The organism is Pseudomonas thivervalensis (genome assembly GCF_001269655.1).
In the GTDB taxonomy this organism is placed as follows: domain Bacteria; phylum Pseudomonadota; class Gammaproteobacteria; order Pseudomonadales; family Pseudomonadaceae; genus Aquipseudomonas; species Aquipseudomonas thivervalensis.
The window spans coordinates 123,942-138,525 of the sequence record NZ_LHVE01000012.1 but is presented as its reverse complement, the minus strand read 5'-3'; the positions used below and the strand labels follow the sequence as shown (position 1 = coordinate 138,525).

Annotated in this window: 15 protein-coding genes; 14 read left to right on the top strand and 1 reads right to left on the bottom strand. The window is 63.2% G+C overall.

What is annotated here, in order from left to right; genetic code table 11:
• Positions 1 to 115 precede the first annotated feature (115 nt).
• From AD659_RS16940 to AD659_RS16930, 3 genes are all read left to right on the top strand, one after another.
• A complete protein-coding gene (locus AD659_RS16940) occupies positions 116 to 1,000 on the top strand; it encodes a LysR family transcriptional regulator (protein WP_053123328.1) in 885 nt (294 codons plus the stop codon).
• Positions 1,001 to 1,326: 326 nt separating this feature from the next.
• Positions 1,327 to 1,698 carry a c-type cytochrome gene (locus AD659_RS16935; RefSeq protein ID WP_053123326.1) on the top strand — a complete coding sequence of 124 codons (372 nt, stop codon included), beginning with the start codon at positions 1,327 to 1,329 and terminating at the stop codon, positions 1,696 to 1,698.
• Positions 1,699 to 1,814: 116 nt separating this feature from the next.
• A complete protein-coding gene (locus AD659_RS16930; RefSeq protein WP_162277315.1) occupies positions 1,815 to 3,113 on the top strand; it encodes a D-arabinono-1,4-lactone oxidase in 1,299 nt (432 codons plus the stop codon).
• Positions 3,114 to 3,333: 220 nt separating this feature from the next.
• On the opposite strand, the gene AD659_RS16925 is transcribed toward AD659_RS16930, so the two are convergent.
• Positions 3,334 to 4,278 (bottom strand): SphA family protein, encoded by a 945-nt coding sequence (locus AD659_RS16925; RefSeq protein ID WP_053123323.1) that lies wholly within the window; start codon positions 4,276 to 4,278, stop codon positions 3,334 to 3,336.
• 206 nt (positions 4,279 to 4,484) lie between these two features.
• On the opposite strand from AD659_RS16925, the gene AD659_RS16920 reads away from it, so the two are divergent.
• The 11 genes from AD659_RS16920 (at position 4,485) to imuA (ending at position 14,580) form a co-directional block, all read left to right on the top strand.
• Positions 4,485 to 5,528, top strand: coding sequence for an AraC family transcriptional regulator (locus AD659_RS16920; protein ID WP_053123321.1), 1,044 nt, complete (start codon positions 4,485 to 4,487; stop codon positions 5,526 to 5,528).
• An 84-nt stretch (positions 5,529 to 5,612) separates the two neighbouring features.
• The gene (locus tag AD659_RS16915) at positions 5,613 to 6,365 is read left to right on the top strand and encodes a GntR family transcriptional regulator (RefSeq protein ID WP_053123319.1); all 753 of its coding nucleotides are present in this window, start codon (positions 5,613 to 5,615) and stop codon (positions 6,363 to 6,365) included.
• Positions 6,362 to 8,092, top strand: coding sequence for a fumarate reductase/succinate dehydrogenase flavoprotein subunit (locus AD659_RS16910; protein ID WP_053123316.1), 1,731 nt, complete (start codon positions 6,362 to 6,364; stop codon positions 8,090 to 8,092). Before AD659_RS16915 ends, AD659_RS16910 begins: the two co-directional genes overlap by 4 nt.
• 24 nt (positions 8,093 to 8,116) lie before the next feature.
• The gene (locus AD659_RS16905) at positions 8,117 to 8,362 is read left to right on the top strand and encodes a 4Fe-4S dicluster domain-containing protein (protein WP_053123314.1); all 246 of its coding nucleotides are present in this window, start codon (positions 8,117 to 8,119) and stop codon (positions 8,360 to 8,362) included.
• 238 nt (positions 8,363 to 8,600) lie between these two features.
• Positions 8,601 to 10,007 (top strand): ABC transporter substrate-binding protein, encoded by a 1,407-nt coding sequence (locus AD659_RS16900; RefSeq protein WP_053123313.1) that lies wholly within the window; start codon positions 8,601 to 8,603, stop codon positions 10,005 to 10,007.
• 169 nt (positions 10,008 to 10,176) lie between these two features.
• Complete coding sequence (locus AD659_RS16895) at positions 10,177 to 10,959, top strand: ABC transporter permease (protein ID WP_053123311.1); 783 nt, start codon at positions 10,177 to 10,179, stop codon at positions 10,957 to 10,959.
• The gene (locus tag AD659_RS16890; RefSeq protein ID WP_053123309.1) at positions 10,959 to 11,807 is read left to right on the top strand and encodes an ABC transporter ATP-binding protein; all 849 of its coding nucleotides are present in this window, start codon (positions 10,959 to 10,961) and stop codon (positions 11,805 to 11,807) included. Before AD659_RS16895 ends, AD659_RS16890 begins: the two co-directional genes overlap by 1 nt.
• Positions 11,804 to 12,766, top strand: coding sequence for a HEAT repeat domain-containing protein (locus AD659_RS16885; protein ID WP_053123307.1), 963 nt, complete (start codon positions 11,804 to 11,806; stop codon positions 12,764 to 12,766). The genes AD659_RS16890 and AD659_RS16885 overlap by 4 nt, the downstream gene beginning before the upstream one ends.
• Positions 12,763 to 13,035 (top strand): DUF971 domain-containing protein, encoded by a 273-nt coding sequence (locus tag AD659_RS29370; protein ID WP_082343577.1) that lies wholly within the window; start codon positions 12,763 to 12,765, stop codon positions 13,033 to 13,035. Before AD659_RS16885 ends, AD659_RS29370 begins: the two co-directional genes overlap by 4 nt.
• 304 nt (positions 13,036 to 13,339) lie before the next feature.
• Positions 13,340 to 13,957 carry a transcriptional repressor LexA gene (lexA, locus tag AD659_RS16880; protein WP_053123304.1) on the top strand — a complete coding sequence of 206 codons (618 nt, stop codon included), beginning with the start codon at positions 13,340 to 13,342 and terminating at the stop codon, positions 13,955 to 13,957.
• Positions 13,957 to 14,580 carry a translesion DNA synthesis-associated protein ImuA gene (gene imuA, locus AD659_RS16875; RefSeq protein WP_053123302.1) on the top strand — a complete coding sequence of 208 codons (624 nt, stop codon included), beginning with the start codon at positions 13,957 to 13,959 and terminating at the stop codon, positions 14,578 to 14,580. Before lexA ends, imuA begins: the two co-directional genes overlap by 1 nt.
• Positions 14,581 to 14,584 lie beyond the last annotated feature (4 nt).

The following is a 14,584-nucleotide window of genomic DNA, read 5'->3' as shown; positions in this document are numbered from 1 at the left end:
TGTTGTTGTGGGACCCATCCTAGTTGTTAGTTTTCGTCAAAAGAATGTTAGTTTTTGCGCAGCCGCTGTGCGTTTATAAACAGTCCTGCCTTCAGGCCCGTTCAAGGATCGCCCCATGTTCGACTGGAATGACCTGCGCTATTTCCTGGAACTGCAACGCAGCGGGCGTTTGTTGACGGCTGCACGACGGCTGAACACCACCCACGCCACGGTGGCCCGGCACATCGAGGCCATCGAGAAAAGCCTCGGCACTGCGCTGTTCGTCCAGCATGCCCAGGGTTATGAACTGACCCCGGCTGGCGAGACATTGCTCAAGCACGCCGAAGCCATGGAGAACGTGGCGTTGCTGGCCCAGGAGGACATCACCCAGTCCAGTGCGCCCTTGGGCAAGATCCGCCTGGGGGTGACCGAAGGCCTGGGCATCATGTTCCTCGCCAGTCGCATGGACGGGCTGTTCCAGCGTTATCCGGGGCTGGAGGTGGAGTTGGTGGCGGTGCCGCGGTTCGTCAGCATCCTCAACCGAGAGGCGGAAATCAGCATCCACCTCGAACGTCCGGCGGCCGACCTGCTGGTGACCCGCAAACTCACCGACTACAGCCTGGCGCTGTACGCCAGCCAGGCCTACCTGGACCGCTCGCCAGCGTTGCGCAGCCGCGAGGACCTGGCCCGTCACGCCTGGATTGGTTATGTCGACGACCTGCTGTTCAGCCAGGAATTGATGTTCCTCAACAGCTTTTGTCGCAACCCGCGGGTGGTGTTCCACAGCACCAGCGTCATCGCCCAGCAACAGGCCGCGCGCTCGGGCCTGGGGATCGCTGTGCTGCCGTGCTACATGGCCAGCGGCGACCCGACGCTGGTACCGTTGCTGCCGGACGAAACCATCCGCCGCAGCTACTGGATCAGCACCCGCCGCGAACTGCACAAATCCGTCCGCCTGCGGGTGCTGTGGGATTACGTGGTGCAGTTGTGCGAGCGGGAGCAGGGGTTGTTGTTGCCCTGAGCAAACACCCTTTGTCTGGGGCTGAAAAAAACCGTGGCGAGGGAGCTTGCTCCCGCTGGGCTCTGTAGGAGCTGGCGAAGCCTGCGATCTTTTGATCTTGATCTTTCGCTCTCGACTCAATTGTCAGTGGAAAGATCGCAGCCTCGTTGCACTCGTCAGCTCCTACGGGCGCACCCCAGCGGGAGCAAGCTCCCTCGCCACAGGGGGGCGTAGCGAATGGGCTGGCCGCCCAAGCCCCCTTTTATGGCCCCCAATGACCTCAAGTCGACGCGCTGGCGTGACTTAGTGTTGCTCTACAACAAGAAAGGCGCAGCCAAGAGGGCCCCATGCCGGCAACGACACCTTCCACCTGGCTCAACCCAGCCGTCATCCTCCTGCTCGGCACCCTGCTCGCAGGCTGCGGCGAAGAGGCCAAGCCGCCCGCGCCCACGGTGTTCACGGCCATGCCCAGTGATGCGGCATTGGCCCAGGTCTATGACCGCAGCTGCAAGCTCTGCCACGCCAACCCCGGCGCCGGCGCACCGTTGACCGGCGACACGAACGCCTGGGCCCCGCGGGTCGCCCAGGGCGCCGACACCCTGCTGGACCACGCGATCAACGGCTACAACGGCATGCCGCCGATGGGCCTGTGCATGCACTGTTCCGAAGAGCAGTTCCTGGCCCTGATCGCCTTCATGTCCGGTCAACACTTCCAATAATAAACACGGGTACTTTCGGCATGACGATGGACTATTCACGGCGTCGGTTGCTGCAACAGGCCGGCGTGGTCGCCGCCTTTACCGCACTGGGCAGCCAAGGCGCCCTGGCCGAGCTGATGCGCGCGCCTCGGTTGATCCCGTGGCGCAACTGGTCCGGTGCGCAGAGTTGCCTGCCGGCGGCGCGCCTGGCCCCCAAGGACCTCGACGAGCTGGTGCAGGTGGTGCGCCGTGCCGAAGGGCGGATTCGCCCGGTGGGTTCCGGGCATTCCTTCAGTGCCCTGGTGCCCACCGATGGCACCTTGTTGTCGCTGAGTTTCTTCAGTGGCCTGCTGGATCACGACGGCGCCAGTTTGCAAGCCGAGTTCGGCGGCGGCACGCCCATGTCCCGCATGGGACCGGCGCTCAAGGCCATCGACCAGGCACTGCCGAACATGGCCGACGTGGATTACCAGACCCTGGCTGGAGCCATCGCCACCTCGACCCACGGCACCGGCAAGGCCTTCGGCTCGTACGCCTCCCAAGTGGTTGGCCTGCAACTGGTAACGGCCAGCGGCGAGGTGCTCGATTGCGATGCCCAGCGTCATCCCGAGGTGTTCCAGGCCGGCCGGGTGTCCCTGGGCGCGTTGGGGCTGGTGACCCGCGTGCGCCTGCAGAACCGCGCAGCCTATCGCTTGCGCGAGCATCAGTGGGTGGCGAAGACCGAGGAATTGCTCGAGGACGTGGACACCAATACCCGGGACAACCAGCACTGGGAAATGCAGGTCGTCACCCATTCCGACTATGCGTTGTCGATCACCCTGAACGAAACCAGCGATCCGGCCACGCCGCCGATCAGCCCTGAGGAGGAGGGCGGTAATGAATTCGTTTCCCTGATCGAAAACCTCGACAAGTACGGCAGCGATTTTCCAGCGGCCCGGCGCGCGCTGCTCAACAGCCTGAGGCTGGTGGCCGATTTCGATGACCGCGTCGGTGATTCCCATGACATCTACGCCAACGCCCGCACGGTGCGCTTCAACGAGATGGAGTACTCGGTGCCCGCCGAACACGGCCCGGCGTGCCTGCGGGAGATCCTCGCGCTGATCCGCGACAAGGACCTGCGCACCTGGTTTCCCATCGAATACCGCTACGTGAAGGCCGATGACATAGCCTTGAGCATGTTCGAAGGCCGGGACAGTTGCTCGATCTCCGTGCACCAGCATTACCAGATGGACCACCACAATTTCTTTGCCGCCATCGAGCCGATCTTCTGGAAATACCAGGGCCGTCCGCATTGGGGGAAATTGCACTCGCTGAACGCCAAGGCACTCCAGGCGCTGTACCCGCGCTGGACCGAATTCACCCAGGTGCGCCAGGCGCTTGACCCCGGCGGCAAGTTCCTCAATGGGCATCTTTCTTCGATTCTGGGTTTGAGCTGAGGCTTCAAATGGTCGGTTAGCTGGTTAGCTGGTTAGCTGGTTGGCTGATTCTGTCCTGCCAGGCACAACCCTTGTGGCGAGGGAGCTTGCTCCCGCTGGGCTTCGCAGCAGCCCCAAATCGGATAACCCATTTTTCCAGATAGACCACCTCAGCCGGCTTACGACGGCTACGCCGCCGAGCGGGAGCAAGCTCCCTCGCCACAAGAGCCACAAAGGTTCCCTAGAACGCAAACGGAATACTGATCTTGGCCCAGAGCATTTCGCCTTCGGTGCGGTTCTCCACTTCAAACTCCTTGGCCCAGCGGATCTCGGCGCTGGCGTACTTGAGGAAGGTCAAGTGCAGTGCCGGGCCGATGGCGAAGACCTGGCCGCGGACGCCGTCGTCCACGTCCTGTCCGGCGAATTGCACGGTGCGGCCGTACTGTTTGTCGTCGGTGGTCTGCTTGAGGTAGTAGCCGTTGAGCCCCAGCCGCAGGTTGTCGGTCACGCGGTAGCTGGCGGAATAATCGAAGTGGAAAATCTGCCCCGAACGGTAGTCGGTGTCCTTGTTCTTGCGGTTGAAGCTGTAGGTGGTCTTCATCGACACCTCGGTGTCTTCCGTGGGCAGCCAGGTGAAGGAAAACAGCGGCTTGTAGGTGTAGAAGTTGTTGCTGGTGTTGGCCAGTCGATCGGTGCTGTATTCGCCGGTCGGCACGGTGATTTCCACCGCCGCGGCCAGGGTCAGGTGTTTGCCCATGTCCCAGAGCACGATGGGCGAAATGGTGGTGTCGCCCATACCCTCGCGGGTGTCATGCAGACCGAACACCGAGACTTCCTGCTTGATCCAGGGCTGGGCGATGTAGATCCCCGCGCGCCCACCGGCCACCCGCAACGGGCTCAGGTAATCGATACGCGGGACCACTGCCGTGGATTCGATTTCGACGTCCGGCAGTTCGCCGCCCAACGAACTGATGTTGAATTTCCGCGCCTTGTAATGGTTGTAGTAGAGGTTGAACGCGACCATGTGGTCGGGAAGGCTGTCGACCTCCAGCGGCAAGACAAAAAAGCCATCGGTGCCTGGGCCGATGTTGTCGACCCCCGATTCGGTGGCCAGGGCGGACAGGGCTCCGCCGCAGGCCAGGCCGAGGGTCAATTGCAAGGCGAATGTCGTGCGGATCGGGTTCATGTGGGGGCTCATTATTATTGTTGGAAATGCACCGGAGGTCCGAGTCATACAAATAAGCCGTTCACCGCCGACAGGGCAGGGTATTGGAGGCCATACAGGGGACTTGGGCGGCCAGATTTTTATGCCCCTCTGTCCGCCAGCCCATGCTAACTTTATGAAATAACCGGTTACAAAAACGCCACCTAACGTGCTCCGGAACCCGTCCCATGCAGATGAAAGTCATCGACCCCACCTATGAATTGGCGCTGGTATCGCCATTCCTGCTGCAAACGTTGGCCGAGGTGGTGGCGGACAAGGGCTTCGATGCCGCCAGCCTGTGTCGCGGCCTGGGGTTCGGCCTCGATGATCTGCAAGATCCTGCCCAGCGCATTTCCTATCGCCAGGCCGTGATCATGATCCAACGGGCACTCAAGCTGTTGCCCGACCAGGGGCTGGGGTTGTGGGTGGGAGACCGCAACGTGCTCGGCACCCTCGGCCTGCTGGGCCACGTCTTGTCGTTGTGCGAAACCCTGCGCGATGCCTTCGCCCTGGGGGTTCGTTACCAGCACACCACCGGCGGCATCGCCGTGACCCGTGTCGAAGAAGCCACTGACCGGATCATGGTCGAGGCCACTTGCCGCTTGCCTTTCGCCGAGATCCAGGTGTTTGCCGTGGAGGAGTTCTTCGCCAGCCTGATGGTCTATGGCCGGGCACTGGCGGGGCCCGATTTCAAGCCCCAGGCCGTGGAATTCATGCATGCCGCGCCGTCCTATGCCCATGAGTATCAGCGGATCCTGGGGCCGGATGTGCGCTTCGGTTGCCGGCACAATCGCATGTTGATCGATGTGCGTTGGCTGGACATGCGGTTGCCCAATCATCATCCGCTGGCCCTGCGCCAGGCATTGGCCTTGCTTGAGCAAGAGGCTACCGAGGTCCACCAGAAGATCGACCTGATCCAGACCGTGGAACGGGCGATTGCCCGGGACCTGACCCGGGGCAGCCACATCGAGAAAATCGCCAGCGACCTCAACATGAGCAGCCGCACCCTGCGTCGGCGCCTGACGGAACACAGCCTGACCTTCGAGGCCCTGCTCGAACAGGTGCGTCGCGGCCGCACCTTGAACCTGCTGGCCAACCCCGAGCTGTCCATCGAGCGCATCACCGAAGAAGTCGGCTACAGCGATGTGCGTAGTTTCCGCCGGGCGTTCCGGCGCTGGACCGGCATGAGCCCGAGCGCGTTTCGCAATGAGAGCGCTGACGCGCGGCTCTAAGGATATGTCCAAACAGTATTTCCCAAGCGTCGGACGGTTTTCCTAAGATCACGTCATAACTCGTTATGACAAGTGATAGGGGCCATGTCCGACAACGTTCTCTCTCTCAACAGCGTACCGCTGCACACGCAACTGCGAGATGTGCTGCGTGCGCGAATTCTCGACGGTGAATACCCCCAAGGCGGCCAGATGCCCTCGGAAAGCGAGCTCGGCGCATTGTTTCGCGTCAGCCGCATCACCGTGCGCCAGGCCTTGGGCGACCTGCAAAAGGAAGGCCTGATTTTCAAGATCCACGGCAAGGGCACGTTCGTGGCCAAGCCCAAGACCTTCCAGAACGTCAGCACCCTCCAAGGCTTGGCCGAGTCCATGACCGGACGCGGCTTCGAGGTGATCAACCGCTTGCTCAGTTTCAAGTTCATCGCGGCCGACAAACTCGTGGCCGAGCGCCTGAAGTTGACCGAAGGGGAAGTGGTGGCCCAAATCAAACGGGTGCGCTTGATCAATCGCGAGCCGGTTTCCCTGGAGATTACCTACCTGCCCAGGGCCCTCGGCGAACGCCTGGAAAAGGCCGACCTGGTCACCCGGGACATTTTCCTGATTCTGGAAAACGACTGTGCCTTGACCTTGGGCCATGCCGACCTGGCCATCGATGCGGTGCTGGCCGACAGCGACCTGACCCAGGCGCTGGAGGTCGAACCAGGCTCGCCGATCATGCGCATCGAGCGCCTGACCCATGACGCCAGCGGCCAGCCCCTGGACTTCGAACACCTCTACTACCGTGGCGATGCTTTCCAGTACCGCTTGCGGATCGACCGGCAAAAAGGAACGCAGGCATGACTCGGAGCACCCTGGAACAGGAATACGACATCGTCGTCATCGGCGGCGGCACGGCTGGCCCCATGGCGGCGATCAAGGCCAAGGAGCGCAACCGTGATTTGCGCGTGCTGCTGGTGGACAAGGCCAACGTCAAGCGCAGCGGCGCCATCAGCATGGGCATGGACGGCTTGAACAACGCGATCATTCCCGGTCATTCCACGCCCGAGCAGTACACCAAGGAAATCACCATCGCCAACGACGGCATCGTCAACCAGGCGGCGGTGTACGCCTACGCGACCCACAGCTTCGAAACGATCGAGCAACTGGACCGCTGGGGCGTGAAGTTCGAGAAGGACGAAACCGGCGACTATGCGGTGAAGAAGGTCCACCACATGGGCGCCTACGTGCTGCCGATGCCGGAAGGGCACGACATCAAGAAGGTGCTTTATCGCCAGTTGAAACGGGCGCGGGTGAGCATCACCAATCGGCTGGTCTGCACGCGGTTGCTGACCGACGAGGAGGGCGCTGTAAACGGGGTGATGGGCTTCGATTGCCGCACCGCCGACTTCCATGTGATCAAGGCCAAGGCGGTCATCCTCTGCTGCGGCGCGGCGGGGCGCCTGGGGTTGCCGGCCTCCGGCTACCTGATGGGCACTTATGAGAACCCGACCAATGCCGGCGATGGTTATGCGATGGCTTATCACGCCGGTGCCGAACTGGCGAATCTGGAATGCTTCCAGATCAACCCGTTGATCAAGGATTACAACGGCCCGGCGTGCGCCTATGTCACCGGTCCCCTGGGCGGCTATACCGCCAACAACAAGGGCGAGCGCTTCATCGAGTGCGACTACTGGAGCGGGCAGATGATGTGGGAGTTCCACCAGGAACTCGAAGGCGGCAACGGTCCGGTATTCCTCAAGCTCGATCACTTGGCCGAGGAAACCATCCAGAACATCGAAGAGATCCTGCACAGCAATGAACGACCCAGTCGCGGTCAGTTCCATGCCAATCGCGGCACCGACTACCGCACGCAGATGGTCGAGATGCACATTTCCGAAATCGGTTTTTGCAGCGGCCACTCGGCGTCGGGCGTATGGGTCAACGAGCGGGCCGAGACCTCGGTCAAGGGCTTGTACTCGGCCGGCGACATGGCGGCAGTGCCGCACAATTACATGCTCGGTGCGTTCACCTATGGCTGGTTTGCCGGCCACAACGCCGCGGACTTTGTGGCGGGGAAGGATTTTTCGGCGCTGGATGCCGGGCAGATCGAACGGGAGAAGGCACGTGTCTACGCGCCCTTGGACCGCGAGCACGGTTTGCCGCCGGCCCAGGTGGAATACAAGCTGCGCCGCTTCGTCAACGATTACCTGCAACCGCCGAAGGTCACCAAGAAAATGCAGATCGGCTTGCAACGCTTCAGCGATATCCAGCGCGACCTGGACCAGATCAAGGCCCACAACGCCCACGAACTGATGCGCGCCATGGAAGTCAGCATGATCCGCGACTGCGCCGAAATGGCCGCCCGCGCCTCGCTGTTTCGCGCCGAAAGCCGTTGGGGCCTGTACCACTATCGGGTCGATCATCCGCAACGCAACGACAGCGACTGGTTTTGCCATTGCCATTTGAAGAAGGGCGACGACGGCGCGATGACCTCATTCAAGAAAGCCGTCGAACCCTACATCATCGCCCTCGATGCCGACGAACTGCAGGCCTACGACCGGCTGCGGGTCGGTGCCGACGCGGCGTGAACCTTTCACCCAAAGAGAACGCCCATGGCCTATCAATCCCAGGAAATCTTCTTCCGCTCCAATGCCCCCGTCACCGTGGACGAGGACAAGTGCATCGCCCACAAGGGCTGCACCGTCTGCGTCGATGTCTGCCCCATGGACCTGCTGGCGATCAACCCGGCGACGCAGAAGGCCTACATGGCGTTCGACGAATGCTGGTACTGCATGCCTTGTGAAAAGGACTGCCCGACCGGGGCGGTGAAGGTGGAAATCCCGTACTTGCTGCGTTGACTGCGATGACCCCTTCGCGAGCAGGTTCGCTCCCACAGTGGATTGAAGCCAGTCGCGATAGTTGTGTACACCGATAAAACCCTGTGGGAGCGAGCCTGCTCGCGATGAGGCCAGTCCAGACACCACAAAAGCCATCCGGCCACCCCCGGACGCCAGATTCAGAACACCCCTCGTTTCCCACCGCGCCCTGATCGCGGCGGAGACGAACATCCAATAAATGATTCGAGGGGACACACCCATGCTATTGCGTGCAGCACTCGCCGGTCTGGTACTGGCTTCATTGACCTTGCCTGCCCAGGCAGAAACCATCCGTATCGCCATCGGCACCCAGGACACCACCATCAACTGCGCCGCCGGCGGGTTGTTGATCCGGGAGCTGGGACTGCTGGATAAATACCTGCCCCACGATGGCGCCTACAAGGACGCCCGATACGATATCCAGTGGAAGAACTTCACCAGCGGCGCGCCGCTGACCAACGAGATGGTCGCCGGCAAACTCGACTTCGGCGCCATGGCCGATTTCCCCGGCGCGTTCAACGGCGTGGCGTTCGAAACCGCCGGCAAGCACAGCTTGTTCATCAGCGTGTTGTCGGGCAGCACCCAGGGCAGCGGCAATGGCATCGTCGTACCGAGCGCGTCGGGCGTGCAATCGCTGGCCGAGCTCAAGGGCAAGACGATTTCGGTGCCGTTCGCCTCCACCGCCCACGGCATGTTGCTGCGCGCCGTCGCGGCCCAGGGCTGGGACCCGCTCAAGGACGTCAACATCATTGCCCAGCCGCCGGAGGTGGCCGGCTCCGCGTTGCAAGCCGGCAAGATCGACGCGCACGCCGACTTCGTGCCGTTCGCCGAACTGTTCCCCAGCCGGGGCTTCGCTCGCAAGATCTACGACGGTGCCCAGGCGAAAACGCCGACGTTCCATGGCGCGTTGGTGGACCAGGCCTATGCCAAGCAATACCCGGAAATCGTCGTCGCCTACCTGCGCGCAAGCATCGAGGCCAACCAACTGCTGGCCGCCGAGCCGGAGAAGTACAGCGAGCTGATCGCCAAAGTCACGGGCGTGGATGCCGAGGTCAATTACCTCTTCCACGGACCTCTGGGGGTGCAGACCCGCGACCTGACCTGGAAACCGGAATACCGTCAGGCCGTCGGCACTGCCATCGACACCCTCAAGCTGCTGAAAAAGGCCGATCGTGGCCTGGACCTCAACACTTTCATCGATGACCAGTACATCCGCGCCGCGTTCAAGGCGTCGAACCTGGATTACACCGCGCAACTGGCTGACTACGCCCAGACCCCACTGGGCACCGGCGATGCCTCGACCGGCCAGGCGATCACCGATGCGCGCCACGTGGCCGAGATCTGGGTACGCGGCGAGGCGAAAGTGCGCCATTACGCCTCGGCGCAAACGGCCTTCGCCGCGCTGGCGAGCCTCAAGCAGGAAGGCAAGGGCATCCGCGCCGTCTATGCCCAGGCCAGCGACAGCGGGATCAAGCTGCTGGCCGAGCAGGCGTGGTTCGCCAGCGATGCCAAGGGCCAGCTCAGCGCGTTCCTGCTCAAGGGCCAGGCCCAGCAATTTGCCACGGCCCAGGGCGGCAAGGTGTTCGACTTCAGCGAAGCCACCACCCAGGCGGTCGCTGCCCGATAAACCTAACACCGACCCCTGTAGGAGCTGTGTAGGAGCTGACGAGTGCAACGAGGCTGCGATCTTTTGATCTTTCGATCTTTCGCTCAAGACTCAATCGGCTGGTGAAAGATCGCAGCCTCGTTGCACTCGGCAGCTCCTACAGGGTGCGGTGTTTCAGTGGGATCTATGTATGTCTCGATCATTTTCACGCTGGCTCCTGCGAGCCGCTTCCCTGCTGCTCTGCCTGTTGTTCTGGCAGTTCGCCGCCAACGGCCATTGGGATCTCGGGCTGGTGACCTTCGCCAACGTCCCGACGCCACTGGCGGTGGTCCAGGCGGCGCTTGGTCTGGGGGATTCGGGCAATCTCGCCCGGCACCTGGGCAGCAGCCTGGGCCGGGTCTTTGCCGGTTATGGCGCGGCGTTGTCGATCGGCGTGGCGCTGGGCCTGGCCATCGGTCGTTCGAAATGGGCCGAAGACCTGTTGCTGCCGCCGCTGGAAGTGCTGCGGCCGATCCCGGCGGTGGCCTGGATTCCCCTGGCGATCCTGATGTTCCCCTCGTCGGAACTGTCGATGGTGTTCATCACGTTCACCGGCGCGCTGTTCCCGATCCTGCTCAATACCGTGCACGGCGTCGAAGGGGTGGATCGGCGGCTGATCGCATCGGCGAAAAGCCTCGGGGCCGGACGCCGGGCGATCCTGCTGGAAGTGATTCTGCCGGGTGCCGCACCCAGCATCATCACCGGCCTGGCCATCGGCATGGGCACGTCCTGGTTCTGCCTGGTGACGGCGGAAATGATCGCCGGCCAGTACGGCATCGGCTACTACACCTGGGCCTCCTACACGGTGCAGAACTACGCCGACATCGTGGTCGGCATGTTGCTGATCGGTGTGCTGGGCATGGGCAGCAGCCTGTTGATCAAACGCCTGGGCGGGCTGTTCACGCCTTGGCATCGACCACGAGGAAAAGCCTGATGAGCGTGATGCAAACACCCGAAGGGCGGATCGATATCCGTCAGTTGTCCATTGTCCTGGGCCAGGGGAGCCAGGCCTTCGAAGCGGTGCAAGGGCTCGATTGCCAGGTCGAGGCGGGCCAGTTCGTCTGTGTCCTCGGGCCATCCGGTTGCGGTAAATCCACCTTGCTCGGGGCCTTGGCCGGGCATCTCCAACCGCGCACCGGCACTTTGAGCGTCGACGGTTTGAGCGTTTCCGGCCCGTCGCCCCAACGTGGCATGGTGTTCCAGCAACACACGCTGTTCCCCTGGCGCACGGTGCGCGACAACGTCGCCTTCGGCCTGAAGATGCGTGGCCTGGGCAAGGCTGAACGGCACCGGGCCGCTGATGAAATCCTCGCACTGGTGGGCCTGGAAGGCTTCGCCGGGCACTGGCCGGACCAGCTCTCCGGGGGCATGCAGCAACGGGTGGAGATCGCCCGGGTGTTGGTCAACCGTCCACGATTGCTGCTGATGGACGAACCCTTCGGCGCGCTGGATGCCCTGACCCGGTTGAACATGCAGGCGCTGCTGCTGGACATCTGGACCCGCATTCGCACCACCGTGGTGTTCGTCACCCATGACATCGACGAGGCCTTGTTCCTGGCCGATCGTTTGCTGGTGATGAGCCCACGACCCGGGCGGATCATCGAGGACCTGCGCCTGGATTTTCCACGGCCACGCACGACCGAACTGGTGACCCGCCCTGAATTCTCGCGCTTGAAGCGCCACTGCCTCGACTTGCTGCGCCATGAAGACGGCCGGCAATTGCCGCGCCTCAACCCCCTTGGACTTCCCCCTGAAACCTCCTTGCCGCGATTTGCCTTATGACCTCTCTATTCGAAAACACCGACAACGACGACATCCTCGCCCTGCAACCGCGCCTGACTGATGAGGACCCGGGCGTGCGCCGTATCGCCCTGATCGAACTGGCTGACCTTGAGGAACCCGAAGGCCTGCTGTGGCTGGTGGATCGCCTGGCCGGGGACGCCAGTGCCGACGTGCGGGCCGAAGCCGCGCGATTGCTTGAAGCCTGGGAGGATGCGCCGGTGGTGGCGGCCTTGTGCGAGGCCCTGACCGATCCGTCGCCGAGCGTGCAGGCCGCTGCCGCCCAGAGTTTGAGCCTGCTCAAGAGCGAGGCGGCAGGAAGGGTGATTCTGCCCTGGGCGGCACACGCCGAGGCCGGTGTGCGCGTCGCGGCCTTCAGGGCCTTGCGTGAACTGCGCCTGGCCGACGGTGCACCGGCAGCCATCGCCGCCCTGGCTGACGACGATGCCAGCGTGCGCCGCGAGGCGGTCGGCGTGCTGGGCTGGCTCAAGCACCTCGACGCCTTGCCGGCCCTGGCCCGGCTGGCCAGTGATGACCCAGACACCGATGTGCGCCGTGCCGCCACCGGCGCCCTGGGTTTGGCTTCGGACGTGCAGGTCTTGCCGGCGCTGCGCCAGGCCCTCCGGGATCCGGCCTGGGCGGTGCGCGAAGAAGCCGCCACCACCCTGGGCAAGGTCGGTCACGCCGATGCCGGCCCGGCCCTGGTCGAGGCGCTGGCCGATGATTATTGGCAAGTGCGCTTGCGGGCGACCCGCAGCCTGGGGCGCTTGCGCTATGTCCCGGCACTGGCGGCCTTGATCGAGACCCTGGGCCATCGGATCAGCAACCTGCGCAAGGAGGCGGCCCTGGCCTTGGGAGAACTGAACGATCACGGTGCCATTCCAGCCTTGCAGGCGGCCCGGGACGATGGTGACCCGGAAGTGCGCAAAGCCGTGCGCATCGCCTTGGGGCAGTTGCAATGAGCCCGTTGGCGATTGGTAATTCCCGGGACAAAGGGGAGTTGAGGCTTGAATGGCCCGGTGGTCGTGAACAGCGCCTGGATCATGCCCAATTACGCCGGCAATGTCCCTGTTCGCAGTGTCGGGCGTTTCGTCTGCAAGGGTTGACGGTTCAGGTCGATCCGCGGGTTCGGGTGGTGGGGGTCAATGCCCAGGGGTATGGGGTGCAACTGGTATTCAGTGATGGGCATGAGCGGGGGATTTTTCCTTGGGCTTATCTGGCGGGGTTGTAGCTTTTCCGCAGATCCCCTTGTGGGGGCTTGCTCGCGAAGGCGGCCTTACAGCCGACCTGGCTCTGCGGTCGTACTCCAATCCAATTGTGGGAGCGAGCTTGCTCGCGATGGCGGTGGGTCAGCTTGCATGGATGTCGAATGTGCTGATGCTTTCGCGAGCAAGCTCGCTCCCACAGGATATTGCTGTTCACTTAAGTAAAGTGTTGATACCTGTGGCCAGAGATTGCTCCCGCCGGGCTGCGCAGCAGCCCCAAGCGGTGAACTGACTGGCGGCGCTTGTCAGAAAAATCCTGGAAGAGTACAAATGTACTCCATGACGACTCTCACTCCCCGCCGCACCGCCATCCTGACTTTCATCCGCGAACGCATCGCCGATCAGGGTCAGCCTCCCAGCCTCGCTGAAATCAGCGAGGCATTCGGTTTTGCCTCTCGCAGCGTAGCGCGCAAGCACGTGCTGGCGTTGACCGAAGCCGGTTTCATCGAGGTCAATCCGCACCAGGCCCGGGGCATTCGCTTGCTGAACCAGCCGCCACGGCCCGAGTTGCTCGACGTGCCGGTGTTGGGGCGAGTGGCTGCCGGGCTGCCGATTGGTGCCGATGCCGAGGTCCACAGCCGCCTGATACTGGACCCGGCAATTTTCACCAAGGCGCCGGATTACCTGCTGCGGGTCCAGGGCGATTCGATGATCGAGGACGGCATTCTCGACGGCGATCTGGTGGGCGTGCAGCGTACGCCCCAGGCTTCCAACGGCCAGATCGTCGTGGCGCGCCTGGACGGTGAAGTCACCATCAAGCGTTTCGAGCGCATCGGCGAGCGGGTGCGTTTGCTGCCGCGCAACCCGGCCTACCAACCGATCATCGTCGAGGCCGACCAGGACCTGGCGATAGAAGGCGTGTTCTGTGGTTTGGTGAGGCAAGGCTGATGGGCGCTGTCGTTGCGCTGGATACGCTGTTCAATGGCGGCCAGGTCTGGAAGGGCCGGCCTGCGCCGCCGGCTGCCAGCCCGCAACCCACCGGCCATGATGCACTGGACGCGGCGTTGCCCAGTGGCGGCTGGCCGGAGGCGGCGTTGACGGAGCTGCTCATCGCCGCGCCGGGCGTGGGCGAGTTGCAATTGGTCTGGCCGACCCTGGCGCGGCTGTCGGCGGCGGGGGAGCGGATTGTGTTGGTGGCGCCGCCGTTCGTGCCTTATCCCCAGGCCTGGCAGAACGCGGGCATCGATTTGCGCCAGTTGTCCATCATCCGTGCCGATGAGCGTGAGGCCCTGTGGGCCACCGAACAATGCCTGCGTTCGGGCAGTTGTGGCGCGGTGCTGTGCTGGCCCCGCCAAGCGGACGACCGGGCCTTGCGCCGCTTGCAAGTAGCGGCGGAAACCGGCCAGACCCTGGCATTCGCCTGGCGCCCGATCCAGGAGGCCATCAACCCGTCGCCGGCGGCCCTGCGCATCGCCATCGATACCCGGCCGGCGCAATTGCGCGTGCTCAAGTGCCGGGGCGGGCTGGCCCGTTCGGCGCCGATTGCGTTCTCCACGCACACAGGGCATTGAGGTT

Coding starts and splice junctions, on each gene's coding strand:
- lexA (WP_053123304.1), top strand. CDS start 13,340: ATGTACTCCATGACGACTCTCACTCCCCGCCGCACCGCCATCCTGACT.
- AD659_RS16885 (WP_053123307.1), top strand. CDS start 11,804: ATGACCTCTCTATTCGAAAACACCGACAACGACGACATCCTCGCCCTG.
- AD659_RS16940 (WP_053123328.1), top strand. CDS start 116: ATGTTCGACTGGAATGACCTGCGCTATTTCCTGGAACTGCAACGCAGC.
- AD659_RS16920 (WP_053123321.1), top strand. CDS start 4,485: ATGCAGATGAAAGTCATCGACCCCACCTATGAATTGGCGCTGGTATCG.
- AD659_RS16900 (WP_053123313.1), top strand. CDS start 8,601: ATGCTATTGCGTGCAGCACTCGCCGGTCTGGTACTGGCTTCATTGACC.
- imuA (WP_053123302.1), top strand. CDS start 13,957: ATGGGCGCTGTCGTTGCGCTGGATACGCTGTTCAATGGCGGCCAGGTC.
- AD659_RS16915 (WP_053123319.1), top strand. CDS start 5,613: ATGTCCGACAACGTTCTCTCTCTCAACAGCGTACCGCTGCACACGCAA.
- AD659_RS16925 (WP_053123323.1), bottom strand. CDS start 4,278: ATGAACCCGATCCGCACGACATTCGCCTTGCAATTGACCCTCGGCCTG.
- AD659_RS16905 (WP_053123314.1), top strand. CDS start 8,117: ATGGCCTATCAATCCCAGGAAATCTTCTTCCGCTCCAATGCCCCCGTC.
- AD659_RS16890 (WP_053123309.1), top strand. CDS start 10,959: ATGAGCGTGATGCAAACACCCGAAGGGCGGATCGATATCCGTCAGTTG.
- AD659_RS16895 (WP_053123311.1), top strand. CDS start 10,177: ATGTCTCGATCATTTTCACGCTGGCTCCTGCGAGCCGCTTCCCTGCTG.
- AD659_RS16910 (WP_053123316.1), top strand. CDS start 6,362: ATGACTCGGAGCACCCTGGAACAGGAATACGACATCGTCGTCATCGGC.
- AD659_RS16930 (WP_162277315.1), top strand. CDS start 1,815: ATGCGCGCGCCTCGGTTGATCCCGTGGCGCAACTGGTCCGGTGCGCAG.
- AD659_RS16935 (WP_053123326.1), top strand. CDS start 1,327: ATGCCGGCAACGACACCTTCCACCTGGCTCAACCCAGCCGTCATCCTC.
- AD659_RS29370 (WP_082343577.1), top strand. CDS start 12,763: ATGAGCCCGTTGGCGATTGGTAATTCCCGGGACAAAGGGGAGTTGAGG.